A 13,303-nucleotide genomic window follows, 5' to 3' on the forward strand; every position below is an offset into this window, starting at 1 on the left:
ATGCCCTCTGACCTTCGTGTCGGGGGGCAAACCAAGGAATTCATGATGGGTAAAGCACTTCTCGACATCCGTAGCGTATCCAAGAACTTTGGCGGCCTGCGCGCCGTGGACAATGTAAGCTTCAGCGTTGCAGAAGGTGAGCTGCTTGGTATCGCCGGACCGAACGGTTCGGGGAAGAGCACGTTGTTCAATTGCATTACCGGCATTCCATTCGGGCCCAGCTCTGGCGAAATCCGGTTTCGGAACGAGCGTATCGACCGTTGGGCGCCGCAACGCATTGCGCGCGCGGGTCTTACACGAACCTTCCAGATTGACGCCGAATTTCCCGATCTGTCAGCGCGAGACACTGTCCGGCTTGGGGCGCATTACGCAGGGAAGCTCTCGGGCAAGGAGGCTGTCCTGCAGACCGACGCCACCTTGGAGAGGGTCCATCTTGACCTTAAGCGCGCAGATATGCCGACATCCGAATTGTCCGTCTATGAGAAAAAGCAACTCATGATCGCCTCGGCCTTGGTGGCCCAGCCTGCCGTGTTGATGCTTGACGAACCTGCGTCTGGCCTGACCAGACCCGAAATAACGGCGCTTGATGACCTGCTGCGCGAGCTGAACACCGCCGGCGTCACCGTTTTGTTGATCGAACATGTGCTAAGCCTGCTGCTTTCCGTTTCACAGCGCCTCATCGTTCTGAATCAGGGAAGCTTGCTGGCTGAGGGAGACCCGCAGTCGGTGATCCGCGAACCGGCGGTAATCGAAGCATATCTGGGAGGCCGCAAATGAGCGAACGACTTCTGGACATAGATGCGTTGCGGGCAGGCTACGGAACTCATCCTGTTTTGCATGACGCTTCGCTTCATGTGGCACGCGGGGAGGCGGTAGGCCTGTTTGGTCCCAATGGGCATGGAAAAACCACACTCCTGAGGACGATTTCAGGATTGCTCAAGCCGGTTTCCGGAAAGATCCGCTTCGATGGGCACGACATAACGGATGCCGCACCGTCGACGATCGTTGGCCTGGGCCTTGTGCACGCACAACAGGGGAACAAGCTCTTTGGCGACATGGCGGTCGCGGAAACGCTGGAGCTTTCGGCGTTCACAACACGCGCCAGGCCGAAGCGCAGAGAAACGCTCAAACGGGTCTTTGCGCTTTTCCCGAGGCTGGCCGAACGTAAACGCCAGCTGGCCCGAACGCTTTCGGGCGGGGAGCGACAAATGCTTTCCATTGGCTGTGCACTGATGTGTCAGCCCCGTCTTCTGATGCTGGACGAACCCACGCTCGGGCTTTCTCCGAAGCTCAAAGAGGAGCTTGCCGTTGCAATCGGGGAAATAGCGCAAACCGGCATACCATTGGTTGTGGTGGAGCAGGATGTCGAGTTTCTGCTTTCACTCACGCAGCGGCTCTACCTGATCGAGCATGGTGAGGTGGCGCGCGAAATCGACCGGGCGCATGCGCCCGATCACCAGGAAATCATGGACATGTATTTCGGGACGGCAAAAACATGATGGAAACACTCATTGCGACGCTGGTCTCCGGCCTTTTGCTCGGCGCGCTTTACGCCCTTATGGCGAGTGGCCTCAGTCTTGTATGGACCACGTTGGGCGTGTTCAACTTCGCGCACGGGGCGCTGATGACTTTGGGCGCGTTCGTGGGATGGACCGTCTCGGAGCAGCTCGGATATGGTCTCGGCGCCGGAATGCTCGCTGGCGTGGCCGCGGCTGCTGTCGCCGGCGTGCTGATTGAGCGTTTCCTTGTCAGGCCGTTCTATGGCAACCGAAACATGCTGCTGATCACGGTGATGACAACGCTCGCGGCGATGATCATCATTCAGTCAGGATCCCGGTATATATGGGGCTCGCGGCTGAAGCAGTTGCCACCGCTGGTCCAGGGTGATGCCTCAATATTCGGGGCATCGGTGTCAGCCCATGAAGCGCTGATCATCGTTCTGGCTCCGGTGATCCTGCTGGCGATCTGGCTGTTTGCCACACATACCCGGGTTGGCCGGTCGATGCGCGCAGTCGGGCAAAACCCGGATGCGGCATCGCTGATCGGCATCAACGTATCAACCGCGTTCGCGCTGGCCTTCGGGTTGTCGGCTGCATTGGCGGGGCTTACCGGGGTGCTGTTGGGAAGCATTCGCTTCATCACGCCCACACTTGGCGTGGAGCCCCTTCTCAAGGCGATGATTGTGGTGATTTTTGGTGGTCTGGGTAGCCTTGGCGCGACAGCGGGCGCAGCCCTTGTCATCGGCCTGGTCGAAGCCTTCCTCATTCTCGTGCTTGGCCTCTACTGGACACCTTCTGTGTTGTTTGTGCTTCTTATCCTCGTTCTGGTCCTGAGACCCAACGGGCTTTTCGGGAGGGCCGCGGCATGAGCCGCCGGAATACCCTGCTGTTGGGCATCGGTGCGATGATGTTGTTGCTGCTTCCGCTCTTCGTAACCGATTCCTACATCCGCCATCTGTTCATCATCGCGTTTATCTTCGCGATAATCGCGTCGAACTGGGACCTGAGCCTTGGATACGCCGGGCTTTTCAACTTCGGGCACCTCGCGTTCTTCGGGGTTGGCGCCTACACGGCAGCGATTGTTTCCCGCGTTCTGGAGTGGTCACCCTGGCTTGGTATCCTGCTCGCCGGTGCCACGGCGGCGGTGGCCGCTGCCGTTATCGCCGCGCCTGTCGCGCGCTTGCGCGGGATCTATGTGGTGCTCGTCACCTTTGCTTTCGGGCAGCTTTGCCTGCAACTCGTATTGAGTCAGAGCCAGATCACCGGCGGTGCCGAGGGGATGGTGCGGATTCCGGCGCTGACTTTGGGCGATTACAGATTCAACCGTGATTTCAACCTCGCATATTACTATACCGGGCTCGGACTGCTGGCGATTTCGACCTTGTTCCTGCTGGCGGTGACGCACTCGACTTTCGGAAAGTCTTTGCGAGCAGTGCGCGATAACCCTGACTATGCTGCTGCGCGGGGCATTTCTGTCGCGCGCCAGCGCGTGCTTGCGCTGACGATGTCAGCCGTCTTCACGGGCATGGCCGGTGGTTTCTACGCTGTCTATCTTCGCGTGGCCTCACCGGATGTTTTCGGATTTGCAACGCTTTCCCTGGCGCTTTCAATGCTTTTGATCGGCGGTGTCGGTTCGGTGATTGGCCCCATACTTGCCGCGCTCGCCCTCACATTCGTCAATGAATCGCTCGCCGGCATCCGAGGGCTGGAGGATTTGCGGTTCGTTCTGGTGGCTGTCGCGATGATCATCGTCTTGCGGATCGCACCGGGAGGGTCGATGGAAATGCTCTCCCGCCTGATGCCGAACAACGGTGCCGTTCGGAAAGCCCGGACGCCGAAAGATGATGTTCCACGATGAACAGGCGTTGACCGGAGCAACCGGCACATTCCGTTTCACTGTGCGGCTTCTTTCAGCGGCAGCCTGGTATGTGAGCGATTACGCTGGCTGGCCGGGTGCGTTCGCGGAGGGGCGCCGCACAAAGAAGGCGGCGAAGATCATGAAAAGCGAAACCGATGCGCCGCAGATGAACGCGATGCGCAGACCGGCCGCTGTGGCTGCCAGCACATCGGCCCCCCCGGCGAGCGTCGAGGCGGTGCGCAGGGACATGATGGAGACAAAGAGCGCGATACCCGCCGCCCCTGCGATCTGCTGCGCGGTGCCGATAACCGCGCTGCCGTGGGCATAAAGCTCCCGGGGGAGCGATCCGAGGCTGGACGCGAAGAGCGGCGTGAACAGCAGCGCCAGACCGATGCTGAGCGTCATATGCGCAAGCAGCACCGGCCACAGCGGGCTGACCTGTCCAAGCATCGCCATCTGCCACAGTGCCGCGCTTACCAGCGCCGCGCCCGGTATCACCAGCTTGCGCGCGCCGAACCGGTCAAACAGCCGCCCCACCACCGGCGCCAGCAAGCCCATCATCAACCCGCCAGGCAACAGCAACAACCCGGCCTGCAGCGGCGCCATGCCCAGCACGTTCTGCATATAAAGGGGCAGCAGGATGATGATGCCGAACAGCGACATCATTGCGAAGGCCATCATGATGACCGCAACGGTAAACACACGGACACGGAAGGTGCGCAGATCAAGCAGGGCGCGGTCTTTGGGGCCAAGGCTGAGCTGGCGCCAGACGAAGACACCCAGAGCCGTGCCGCCGATCAGCAGCGTTGCCCAGAGCGGAACCGGGCCGCCCTCGCCATGGCCTTCGCCGATGCTGGACAAGCCATAAACCACGCCGCCAAAGCCGATGGCAGACAGCACAACCGAAGGCAGATCCAGCGGCACTTTGCGGGGTGTGGTCACGTTGACCAGCCGCGCGTATCCCAGCGCCAGCGCGCCAAGCCCGATCGGCAGCACCAGCCCGAAGATCCAGCGCCAGTCGAGAACGCTCAGGATGATCCCCGAGAGCGTCGGCCCGATGGCGGGCGCGACGGAAATGACGATCGAGATGTTGCCCATCGTCTTGCCGCGTTTTTCGGGCGGCACCAGCGTGACAATCGTTGTCATCAGCAGGGGCATCATGATCGCGGTGCCGATGGCCTGAACGATTCGCCCGCCGATGAGCACCGGCAGACCGGGTGCGGTGGCGCAGATCAATGTGCCCAGGCTGAAGAAAGACATGGCCGCCAGAAAGACGGTGCGGGTGTGAAACCGCTGCAGCAGGAAGCCGGTGACCGGAATGACCACCGCCATGGTGAGCAGAAACGCGGTGGTGAGCCACTGCGCGGCACTGGCGGTCGCGTTCAGATCAACCATCAGGCGCGGCAGGGCCACGCTCATGACGGTTTCGTTGAGGATGACGGTGAAGGCCGAAACCAGAAGCAGGCCGATCACCAGCCGGTCACGGCGGGCCTCGGATTCTGCGATTGCGGGCGCAGCGGTTTGCAGCGTCGGAGCATCAATGGGGACAGGCGCGGACGTCAAGGGCTGTCCTCCGATGGCTTTGCTGGGAATGAGCAGCGGAGGTGGCGTGTGGCGCGGCTGAAGTCAAGGTACAACGGACAGAAGGTGCGCGGGCGGGCAGCAGCTATGATGAAAGTGCAGGGCGGGAAGGGCTCTGCTTGACAGCGGCTCGGCGGCTCCCGGCTATTGGCCCCCGCGCCCTAGATGATCGCCACCGGCCGCAACGGCGACGCTGTGGCGCTACACGCCCTCAGGGGCAGAGCGGCGAAAAAGAAGGTGGCGGCACCTGTCATCGCCAGCGCGTCCAGCGCCAGATTTTCCATGATCGGAATCCGGTGCTCCAGCAGCAACAGCCGGTGCACGGGTGCGGCATCGGTGACGGGGCCTTTTTCGAACACGGCGGTATCGCTGCCGACCAGCGCCACCCCCCGGTCTGCAAGCCACATCCCGCCCTCAGCCCCCGGGCCCGGCGTTTCCGGTGCGTTGTATTCGGGCGCCCCCCAGTGCCGCGACCAGCCGGTTCGGATCAGCGCGACATCACCGGCCACCAGTGTCACGCCCGCCGCCTGTTCGGCGCGCTCGAAATCGCCCGGCATCAGCACCCGGTCGCCGGGCAGACAAGCGACCCCATCCAGCCGTGCCATATCGAACAAAACCCCCCGGCGCAGCACCGGCGCCAGCGATGCGGCGTCGAGCGGGCTGGCACCGCGCTCGATCCGGTCGTTATCGGCAACCGTTCCGTCTGCCAGCATCCCTTCCTGAGAGACGTGGCACAGCGCATCGACATGGGTTCCGGTATGCCCGCCAAATGACCAATGACAACTGGCCGAGCTGGCGCCATCGGCGCGCACCCGGTCGCCGTGCCGACGATGCAGCGAAATGCTGAAATCCGGGTGCGTGGGGTAGTGCGGCATCCCGGCATGGAAAATCTGGCCCAGTTCGATCAAGCGCCCTTCGCGCACCGCATCGACGCCGCTGCGCCAGGCGCTCAGGTCCAGGGTTGCAGGGTCTGCCATATCGCCTCGCATGTCTTTGTGTCGGAAAGCCAATGCCTACCAGTAAGTATGATGAAATGCAATCCAGAGTGCCCGTATGAGTGAAATTTGCGACATAAACGTGCCTGATGCCCGTTTCTCTGTAGGCTTGTGTTGATTGAACCTACTTTCAGGTATAAATAGACCGCCAACACAGGAGAAAATCATGCCCGAATCCGAGGCCGAAAAGGTCCGCCGCCTGACGATGATTGTCGTCGATGAGCTTTTGGCCACGCGCCCGGGCGAAAAGGTTCTGGTCGTCACCGACCGGGCCGGAATGTCGGAGAACGGCGATATCGTTCGTCAGATCGTTGACCGGAGCCGCGATATTGGTGCCGAAACCTTGCTGGTCGAGATGAACGACAACCCCGGCAAGGGCGGCGAATACCTGCCCGAAGCCGTGCAACGCATGATGCCGGGGCAGGATATCCTGATCAGCCTGACGCGCACCACCTCGGCCCCTCTGCCGCATCACAAGGTGCCCATCGGCCTGATCCGAAGCCAGCAGGCGCGCGGGGTTTTCATGGTCAAGCGCAGCCGCGCCGACCTGCTGGATATCTGCGTGCTGGAGGCCGACTACCCCGCCATGTCACGGGTCGCGGATTACTGGCAGACCGCATTCGAGGCGGGCAATGCCGTCCGGCTGACCACGCAGCTGGGTACCGACCTGACCGCCAGTATAAAGGGCCAGCCGTCTCATCGGTCAAACTTCGCGCACACGCCGGGGCGCATGTCACCGATCAATTGGGGCGAGGTCTATCAGGGCCCGGTGGTGGGCACGACCAACGGGCGCGCGGTCATCGACGGCCCGGTGCTGGGGTTCGGCTGGCCAAAGGAGCCTCTGGTGCTGGAGATCAGCGACGGGCTGGTCACCGGGATCAGCGGCGATGCGGACGTGTCTGCCGCGCTGTGGAAACTGATCTGTGAGACCGAGAACGGTGCGAATATTGCGGAAATCGCCCTGGGGATCAACGCAAAGGCCAACGCGCCCGGCTGCAACACGTTCAAGAAGGGGCTGGGCCGCGCGCATATCGCGGTCGGAAACGGGCTGGTTTACAATCAGACGGTGGATTCCGACATTCATGTCGATCTGATCATGTTGAACCCGACGGTCGAGATTGATGGTCAGGTCATCGTGCGCGACGGCATGTCAACGCAGGACGCTGGCAGCGGCTGAGCGTTCAGGCCCGGTCCGGCGGGGTCGCGTGGTGGATGAGACCGCGCGCCTCAAGCGTAGCGATCTCGGCGGCAGAAAACCCGGCCTCGGCCATCAGTTCGCGGGTATGCTCGCCGACCAGAGGTGCAGGGCCGGGCAGCGCCGTTGGTGTGCGGTCAAAGCGCGGCGCGGGTGCAGGCTGTGCCCGCCCGCCCGGCGCCACGAACATCTGCCGGGCAATCGCATGCGGCTCGCTCGTGGCGGCGTTGAAATCCAGTACCGGGGTCAGGCAGGCATCGGTTCCGGCGCAGAGCGCGCACCACTCATCCCGTGTGCGGGTCAGAAAGATCGCCGCCAGGCGGTTGCACAGTTCAGGCCATTGCGCCCGGTCCTTGCGGCTGTTGCGCAGCAGCGGGTCGTCGATCCCGGCAAGGTCCAGAAACAGCGTCCAGAACTGATCCTCGATCGCCCCCAGCGCGACAAAGCCGCCATCGGCACAGCGATAAGTCCGGTAAAAGGGCGCGCCACCGTCAAACAGATTGGCCTCGCGCCTGGCCTCCCACAGCCCCTTGTTGTGATAGGCCCAGATCATGGCAGACAGCAGCGCCCCACCCTCGGCCATGGCGGCATCGACAACCTGCCCCCGGCCCGAGGTGGCGCGCTCTACCAGCGCGGCCAGAACCCCGGCGATCAGCAACATGCCGCCGCCGCCGAAATCTCCGATCAGGTTCAGCGGCGGCACCGGGCGCTCTGCAGGGCCGATGGCAGACAGGATGCCGCTGCTGGCGATATAGTTCAGGTCATGCCCGGCCTCTTGCGCGCGCGGGCCGGTCTGGCCCCAGCCGGTGATGCGGCCATAGACCAGCCGCGGGTTGCGCGCGTGGCAGACCGCCGGCCCCAGCCCCAAACGCTCCATCACCCCGGGGCGAAACCCTTCAAGCAGCACATCCGCGCCGTCCACAAGGCGCAGCGCGACTTCGGCGGCGCCTTCCTGCTTCAGGTTCAGCGCCAGTGACCGGCGGCCCCGGTTCAGCACGTCGTCGCGTGTCTGGTTCCAGCGCTGGCCGGGCCGGTCGATGCGGAAAACCGTTGCGCCCATATCCGCAAGCCACATCGCGGCAAAGGGGCCGGGGCCGACCCCTACGAATTCGACGACCCTGAGGTCTGAGAGTGGTCCGATTCCCTGCATTTTCAGCACCTGAATATACCCGTAGGTATGCATTAGAGCGTTCTGAACCGCAACTGACAAGCGGAATTTGCCATAATTCAGGAATTTTGCGCAAGCTGCCCCTTAGTGTCTTGACCAGAAATATACTCGCTGGTAGTTTCATCGCAACGATACAGAAACACCGACAACGGGGCGGGGCGCATGCTCGATTATCAAGCCGTGATGAACTGGTCCTTCGATGATGTGCGCCAGGACTACAGCGCCCGCGATACCATCCTCTATGCGCTGGGTCTGGGGTATGGCCACGATCCGATGAATGCAGACGCGCTGCGCTTCCTGCTTGAAGACCGGCTGCTGGCCGTACCGACGTTTTCAGTGGTTCTGGGTGGGCCGGGGCCATGGATGGCCGATCCGCGCACCGGCATTGATTGGATCCGCAGCCTGCATGGTGAGCAGGGGTTGCGGATATACAAGCCCTTGCCGGTGGCTGGCACGGTGATCGGGCGCAACCGGGTGACCAATGTTATCGACAAGGGGCCGGGAAAAGGCGCGCTTCTGATGATGGAGCGCGACATCATCGATGCCGACACCGGCGCGCTGCTGGCCACGCGGACCTCGACATCGTTTCTGCGCGGGGATGGTGGCTGCGGCGCGCCCGCGCAAACCCAGCCCACCCCCCATGCCCTGCCGGACCGCGCGCCTGATCTGACCCATTCCATGCCCACCCGCCCGGAAGCGGCGCTGATCTACCGCCTGTCCGGCGACTGGAACCCTATCCATGCCGATCCGGCAAAGGCCGCCAAGGCCGGGTTTGACCGGCCGATCCTGCACGGGCTCTGCACATTCGGCATGATCGGTCGGGCACTGATCGCCACCGCCTGCCAGCACGACCCCGCGCGCCTGCGCGAGATGGGCGGGCGGTTCAGCGCACCGTGCTTTCCGGGTGAGACCATCGCGCTGGACCTGTGGGATGAGGGGGGCGGCGCCTTCGGCTTTCAGGCGCGGGCGGTTGAGCGCGATCTGGTGATTTTCCGCAACGGACTGGCGCGGGTGGATTGAGATGAGCGAGCCATACCTTGGCGCTCTGCCGCGCCCCACCCCTGAGACGCTGCCATTCTGGGAAGGCGCGCGCCAGTACCGGCTGATGCTGCCATGGTGCACCGCCTGCGATCGGCCGCATTTCTATCCGCGTGCCTTCTGCCCCTTCTGCCTGTCCGATGCACTGGAATGGCGGCAGGCCAGCGGGCGCGGGCGGCTGCACACCTATGCGATCAATCACCGACCGGCAAAGGGGTTCACCGCCCCCTATGTCATCGCCGTTATCGAACTGGACGAGGGGCCGCGGATGCTGTCGAACCTGATAACCCCCGGTGAACCCCGGCCAGAGGATCTGCGCATCGACATGCCCGTGGAGGTGATGTTCGACAATGTGACCGAAACCGTCACCCTGCCAAAATTCAGGCCGCTGGCATGACCGGGAAACTCAGCCGCACAGCCGCCATTGTGGGCGCAGCCGAGACTGACCGGATCGGCAAGCTGCCGGGCATGTCGCGGCTGGCGCTGCATGCGCAGGCCGCGCGCAATGCGCTGGCCGATGCCGGGCTGACTCTGGCCGATGTGGACGGATTGTTCTGCACCCCCGCCGGGCCGAACGAGCTGTCGGAATATCTGGGGATCGTGCCGCGCTATGTGGACGGGACCGGGGTGGGCGGTTGTTCCTACATGATTTTCGTGCGCCATGCGGTTGCGGCTATCGCGGCGGGCTATTGCGATGTGGCCTTGATCGTGCATGGCGAAAGCGGGCGAAGCTGGGTTGATATGGAAAGCGCCGCTGGCCCCCCCTCGGGGCCGAACGGGCAGTTCGAGGCGCCTTTCGGCACTGCGGGTGCGCCCACAACCTATTCGCTGCCGGTGCTGCGCCATTTCCATGAGTTCGGTACAACCAAGCGGCAGATGAGCCATGTTCCCGCCGCGACGCGGGAATGGGCGCTGCTGAACCCGCGCGCGATCATGCACGCCGCCGGGCCCATCACACCCGCCGATGTCGAGGCCTCGCCCATGGTCTGTTATCCGTTCAACCGGCTTGATTGCTGTCTGGTGGCCGATGGCGGCGGCGCGCTGGTTGTCACTTCGATGGCGCGGGCGCGCGATCTGCGCAAGAAGCCGGTTCCGATTCTGGGCACGGGCGAGGCCACGGCGCACCGGATGGTCGCCATGATGCGTGATTTCACCACGTCAGATTCGGCCGTGCTGGCCGGGCAGCAAGCCTTTGCCGAGGCCGGGCTGTCGCCCGCCGATATCGACCACCTGATGCTCTATGACGCCTTCAGCTTTACCCCGATGCTGTTTCTGGAGGATCTGGGTTTTGTGCCGCGCGGTGAAAGCGGGCCCTGGCTGTCTGAGACCCGCGCCGGCGCGGATGGTCGCGTGATCTACAAAACCGGCCCCGGGGGTGATCTGCCGATGAACACCAATGGCGGCGGGCTGAGCTACTGCCACTCCGGCCGCTACGGGATGTTCGCCCTTATCGAATCTGTGCTGCAATTGCGTGGCGAGGCCGGGGCGCGGCAGGTCGCGGGGCTGCAAACCAGTCTTGTCCATGGACCAGGGCGGCAGTTCGCCGCCGCAGGAACGGTGATTTTGTCCAATGTCTGAAATACCTTATCCGCAGTTGCGCATGCTCATTGACGGTGAATGGACGCAGGGAACCGGTTCTGAGACGCTGGCGGTGGAGAACCCCGCCACCGGCAACGAGCTGGCGCGGCTGCCTGTGGCGACCAAAGCTGACATTGACCGCGCCATTGCTGCCGCCAGCCGCGCCTTTGCGTCGTGGCGCCTCACCGCGCCCCGCAAACGCGCCGCGATCCTGCACCGCGCGGCGGCGCTGGTGCGTGCGCGCTCAGACACCCTGTCACGCCTGATGGCGCTGGAACTGGGCAAACCCGTCGCGCAAGGCCCGGCTGAGGTGGCGCGCGCGGCGGAGCTGTTTGAGTGGCATGCCGAACAGGCGCTGCGGGTGGTGGGCGAGGTTATTGCCAGCCCGTCTGGCCTGTCGCAGACCGCGCTGCGCTTTCCCGTCGGCCCGGTCGCCGCCTTTACGCCGTGGAATGGCCCCGGTGCCTCACCCGCGCGCAAGATGAGTGCGGCGCTGGCGTCCGGTTGCACCATCGTGCTGAAACCGGCTGAAGAGACCCCGGCAACCGCCATCGCGCTTGCCGAATGCTTGTGCGAGGCCGGTGTGCCCGCTGGGGTGCTCAACCTTGTGTTCGGCCATCCGGCGCAGATATCGGAGCAACTGATATCGGACCCGGCAATCCGCATGCTGACCTTTACCGGCTCGGTCCCGGTGGGGCGGCATCTGGGGCAGCTGGCGGGCCGGTATCTGAAGCCCGCCATACTGGAGCTGGGCGGGCATTCGCCGGTGATCATCGCCGCCGGGGCTGACCCGGAGGCTGCGGCGGCGCTGGCGGTGATTGCCAAGTTCCGCAATTCCGGACAGATCTGTATTTCGCCCACGCGCTTTTTTGTCCACGCATCGCATGGCGAGCGGTTCACCGAGGCGCTGGTCAGCGGGGCCGAGGCCCTGCGCCTGGGCGATCCGCTGGACCCGTCGGTCGATATGGGCCCGATGATCCATGCCCGCAGGCTGGAAGCCGTGGATGCGCTGGTGCGGGATGCCGTGGCGCGGGGCGCGCGGCTGTGCACCGGGGGGCAGCGGCTGAACCGTCCGGGGCATTTCTACGCGCCGACTGTGCTGAGCGATGTCCCCGACGATGCCGCGATCCTGCACGAGGAGCCTTTCGGCCCGGTGGCCATCATCCGCCCCTATGACGATCTGTCCGACGCGATCACCCGCGCCAACGCCACCGATTTCGGGCTGGCCGCCTATGCCTTTACCCCTTCGTCCCTTGACGCCGCAGAAATCACCGCCGGGGTTGAGACGGGCATCCTGTCGATCAACCATTTCGGTGGCGCTTCGCCCGAAATCCCGTTTGGCGGAGTGAAGGACAGCGGCTTTGGCCGTGAGGGCGGTGCGCAATGCTTTGACGGCTATTTGACGACAAAATCTGTCTCGCATCTGACGCGGCGGGCCTGACCACATGAAGGAGACCCCTATGCTATTTGAGAACAGGGCAGCAATTGTTACCGGCGGGGCGCGGGGCATCGGCCGGGCCATTGCCGAAGATCTGGCGCGACAGGGCGCGCGGGTGGTCATCATGGACCCCGGTACCTCAAAAGACGGCGCCCGCACCGAGGGGGCCTCACCCGCCGAAGAGGCCGCAGAGGCGATCCGCGCGGCGGGCGGCACCGCAATCATTGCGAGTGAGAGCGTCTCGGACCATGACGCCTGCGGGCGAACAGTAGCGCTGTGCATGGAAAACTTCGGCTCGGTCGATATTCTGGTCAACAACGCCGGGGTGCTGCGCCCGAAAATGATCTGGAACATGCCAGTCGAAAGCTGGGACGTGGTCGTCAACACCCATCTGCGCGGCCAGTATTCGATGATCCACCACGCCGCGCCGCATATGCGCGCGCAGCGTTGGGGACGGATCATCAACATGGGGTCCGAGGCATGGCGCGGCACGGTGGGCGGGGCGAATTATGGCGCGGCCAAGGGTGGGGTTTTTTCGCTGACCCGGGCCATGGCGCGCGAGCTGGGCAAATATGGGGTCACTGCCAACACGGTCTGCCCTGCCGCCGCCACCCGGCTGACCCTGGACGCGGCGGTGAAAGAGGGGTTCCGCAAACGGCTGGAGGCCGGGCTGGTCACGCAGGAACGCTATGACGCGGTGGTCAATATGGGCGGGCCGGAACATATCGTGCCGCTGATCGCCTGGCTGTGCTCGGACGCGGCGGCGGATGTGAACGGTCAGGCCTTCCGCGCCGAGGCCGGGCGCGTGGGCATCTATAATGACCCCGAGATCAGGGCCAGTCTGGTCAAGGCGGGCAAGGACGTGTTCACCTTTGACGAACTCTCGGCGCTGCTGCCGTCGGCGCTGCTGCAGGGCTATGTAAACCCGGCCCCGGCCGAGACTGACTAAACAG

Annotated in this window: 13 protein-coding genes; 10 read left to right on the forward strand and 3 right to left on the reverse strand. The window is 63.8% G+C overall.

Translation table 11 applies throughout. The features are described 5' to 3' along the window. The first annotated feature begins 45 nt into the window (after positions 1 to 45). Genes V7Q53_RS01210 through V7Q53_RS01225 form a run of 4 tightly spaced genes read left to right on the forward strand, consistent with a single transcriptional unit; the run spans position 46 to position 3,357 of the window. Positions 46 to 777 carry an ABC transporter ATP-binding protein gene (locus V7Q53_RS01210; protein WP_333826538.1) on the forward strand — a complete coding sequence of 244 codons (732 nt, stop codon included), beginning with the start codon at positions 46 to 48 and terminating at the stop codon, positions 775 to 777. After that, positions 774 to 1,499: an ABC transporter ATP-binding protein gene (locus V7Q53_RS01215; protein WP_333826539.1), complete on the forward strand. Its 726-nt coding sequence runs from the start codon at positions 774 to 776 to the stop codon at positions 1,497 to 1,499. The genes V7Q53_RS01210 and V7Q53_RS01215 overlap by 4 nt, the downstream gene beginning before the upstream one ends. Beyond that, positions 1,496 to 2,368, forward strand: a complete 873-nt coding sequence (locus V7Q53_RS01220; RefSeq protein ID WP_333826540.1) for a branched-chain amino acid ABC transporter permease — start codon at positions 1,496 to 1,498, stop codon at positions 2,366 to 2,368. The genes V7Q53_RS01215 and V7Q53_RS01220 overlap by 4 nt, the downstream gene beginning before the upstream one ends. Next, positions 2,365 to 3,357 carry a branched-chain amino acid ABC transporter permease gene (locus V7Q53_RS01225; RefSeq protein WP_333826541.1) on the forward strand — a complete coding sequence of 331 codons (993 nt, stop codon included), beginning with the start codon at positions 2,365 to 2,367 and terminating at the stop codon, positions 3,355 to 3,357. Before V7Q53_RS01220 ends, V7Q53_RS01225 begins: the two co-directional genes overlap by 4 nt. Before the next feature lie 78 nt (positions 3,358 to 3,435). On the opposite strand, the gene V7Q53_RS01230 is transcribed toward V7Q53_RS01225, so the two are convergent. Together V7Q53_RS01230 and V7Q53_RS01235 are read right to left on the reverse strand one after the other, a co-directional pair. Then, positions 3,436 to 4,920, reverse strand: coding sequence for an MDR family MFS transporter (locus V7Q53_RS01230; protein ID WP_333826542.1), 1,485 nt, complete (start codon positions 4,918 to 4,920; stop codon positions 3,436 to 3,438). Between the two features lie 179 nt (positions 4,921 to 5,099). Next, positions 5,100 to 5,915, reverse strand: coding sequence for a cyclase family protein (locus V7Q53_RS01235; RefSeq protein WP_333826543.1), 816 nt, complete (start codon positions 5,913 to 5,915; stop codon positions 5,100 to 5,102). A 184-nt stretch (positions 5,916 to 6,099) separates the two neighbouring features. On the opposite strand from V7Q53_RS01235, the gene V7Q53_RS01240 reads away from it, so the two are divergent. Further along, positions 6,100 to 7,110 carry an aminopeptidase gene (locus tag V7Q53_RS01240; RefSeq protein ID WP_333826544.1) on the forward strand — a complete coding sequence of 337 codons (1,011 nt, stop codon included), beginning with the start codon at positions 6,100 to 6,102 and terminating at the stop codon, positions 7,108 to 7,110. Positions 7,111 to 7,114: 4 nt separating this feature from the next. On the opposite strand, the gene V7Q53_RS01245 is transcribed toward V7Q53_RS01240, so the two are convergent. Further along, positions 7,115 to 8,278: a CaiB/BaiF CoA transferase family protein gene (locus V7Q53_RS01245; RefSeq protein ID WP_333826545.1), complete on the reverse strand. Its 1,164-nt coding sequence runs from the start codon at positions 8,276 to 8,278 to the stop codon at positions 7,115 to 7,117. Between the two features lie 180 nt (positions 8,279 to 8,458). Between V7Q53_RS01245 and V7Q53_RS01250 the strand changes: the two genes are divergently transcribed. The 5 genes from V7Q53_RS01250 to V7Q53_RS01270 are packed head-to-tail and all read left to right on the forward strand — an operon-like array spanning position 8,459 to position 13,299. Beyond that, positions 8,459 to 9,316 (forward strand): MaoC/PaaZ C-terminal domain-containing protein, encoded by an 858-nt coding sequence (locus V7Q53_RS01250; RefSeq protein ID WP_333826546.1) that lies wholly within the window; start codon positions 8,459 to 8,461, stop codon positions 9,314 to 9,316. Position 9,317: 1 nt separating this feature from the next. Next, positions 9,318 to 9,731: a Zn-ribbon domain-containing OB-fold protein gene (locus tag V7Q53_RS01255; RefSeq protein ID WP_333826547.1), complete on the forward strand. Its 414-nt coding sequence runs from the start codon at positions 9,318 to 9,320 to the stop codon at positions 9,729 to 9,731. Beyond that, a complete protein-coding gene (locus V7Q53_RS01260) occupies positions 9,728 to 10,912 on the forward strand; it encodes a thiolase C-terminal domain-containing protein (RefSeq protein ID WP_333826548.1) in 1,185 nt (394 codons plus the stop codon). The genes V7Q53_RS01255 and V7Q53_RS01260 overlap by 4 nt, the downstream gene beginning before the upstream one ends. Continuing rightward, positions 10,905 to 12,353, forward strand: coding sequence for an NAD-dependent succinate-semialdehyde dehydrogenase (locus tag V7Q53_RS01265; protein ID WP_333826549.1), 1,449 nt, complete (start codon positions 10,905 to 10,907; stop codon positions 12,351 to 12,353). Before V7Q53_RS01260 ends, V7Q53_RS01265 begins: the two co-directional genes overlap by 8 nt. A 19-nt stretch (positions 12,354 to 12,372) precedes the next feature. Further along, positions 12,373 to 13,299, forward strand: coding sequence for an SDR family NAD(P)-dependent oxidoreductase (locus tag V7Q53_RS01270; RefSeq protein ID WP_333826550.1), 927 nt, complete (start codon positions 12,373 to 12,375; stop codon positions 13,297 to 13,299). The last annotated feature ends 4 nt before the right edge of the window (positions 13,300 to 13,303 follow it).

The sequence above is a fragment of the Pararhodobacter sp. genome (assembly GCF_036802785.1).
Lineage (GTDB): Bacteria > Pseudomonadota > Alphaproteobacteria > Rhodobacterales > Rhodobacteraceae > Pararhodobacter.

What these genes read in the sequence shown, in the direction of transcription:
- V7Q53_RS01245 (WP_333826545.1), bottom strand. Translation starts at nt 8,278, where the DNA reads ATGCAGGGAATCGGACCACTCTCAGACCTCAGGGTCGTCGAATTCGTA.
- V7Q53_RS01225 (WP_333826541.1), top strand. Translation starts at nt 2,365, where the DNA reads ATGAGCCGCCGGAATACCCTGCTGTTGGGCATCGGTGCGATGATGTTG.
- V7Q53_RS01215 (WP_333826539.1), top strand. Translation starts at nt 774, where the DNA reads ATGAGCGAACGACTTCTGGACATAGATGCGTTGCGGGCAGGCTACGGA.
- V7Q53_RS01220 (WP_333826540.1), top strand. Translation starts at nt 1,496, where the DNA reads ATGATGGAAACACTCATTGCGACGCTGGTCTCCGGCCTTTTGCTCGGC.
- V7Q53_RS01210 (WP_333826538.1), top strand. Translation starts at nt 46, where the DNA reads ATGGGTAAAGCACTTCTCGACATCCGTAGCGTATCCAAGAACTTTGGC.
- V7Q53_RS01255 (WP_333826547.1), top strand. Translation starts at nt 9,318, where the DNA reads ATGAGCGAGCCATACCTTGGCGCTCTGCCGCGCCCCACCCCTGAGACG.
- V7Q53_RS01260 (WP_333826548.1), top strand. Translation starts at nt 9,728, where the DNA reads ATGACCGGGAAACTCAGCCGCACAGCCGCCATTGTGGGCGCAGCCGAG.
- V7Q53_RS01265 (WP_333826549.1), top strand. Translation starts at nt 10,905, where the DNA reads ATGTCTGAAATACCTTATCCGCAGTTGCGCATGCTCATTGACGGTGAA.
- V7Q53_RS01250 (WP_333826546.1), top strand. Translation starts at nt 8,459, where the DNA reads ATGCTCGATTATCAAGCCGTGATGAACTGGTCCTTCGATGATGTGCGC.
- V7Q53_RS01270 (WP_333826550.1), top strand. Translation starts at nt 12,373, where the DNA reads ATGCTATTTGAGAACAGGGCAGCAATTGTTACCGGCGGGGCGCGGGGC.
- V7Q53_RS01235 (WP_333826543.1), bottom strand. Translation starts at nt 5,915, where the DNA reads ATGGCAGACCCTGCAACCCTGGACCTGAGCGCCTGGCGCAGCGGCGTC.
- V7Q53_RS01240 (WP_333826544.1), top strand. Translation starts at nt 6,100, where the DNA reads ATGCCCGAATCCGAGGCCGAAAAGGTCCGCCGCCTGACGATGATTGTC.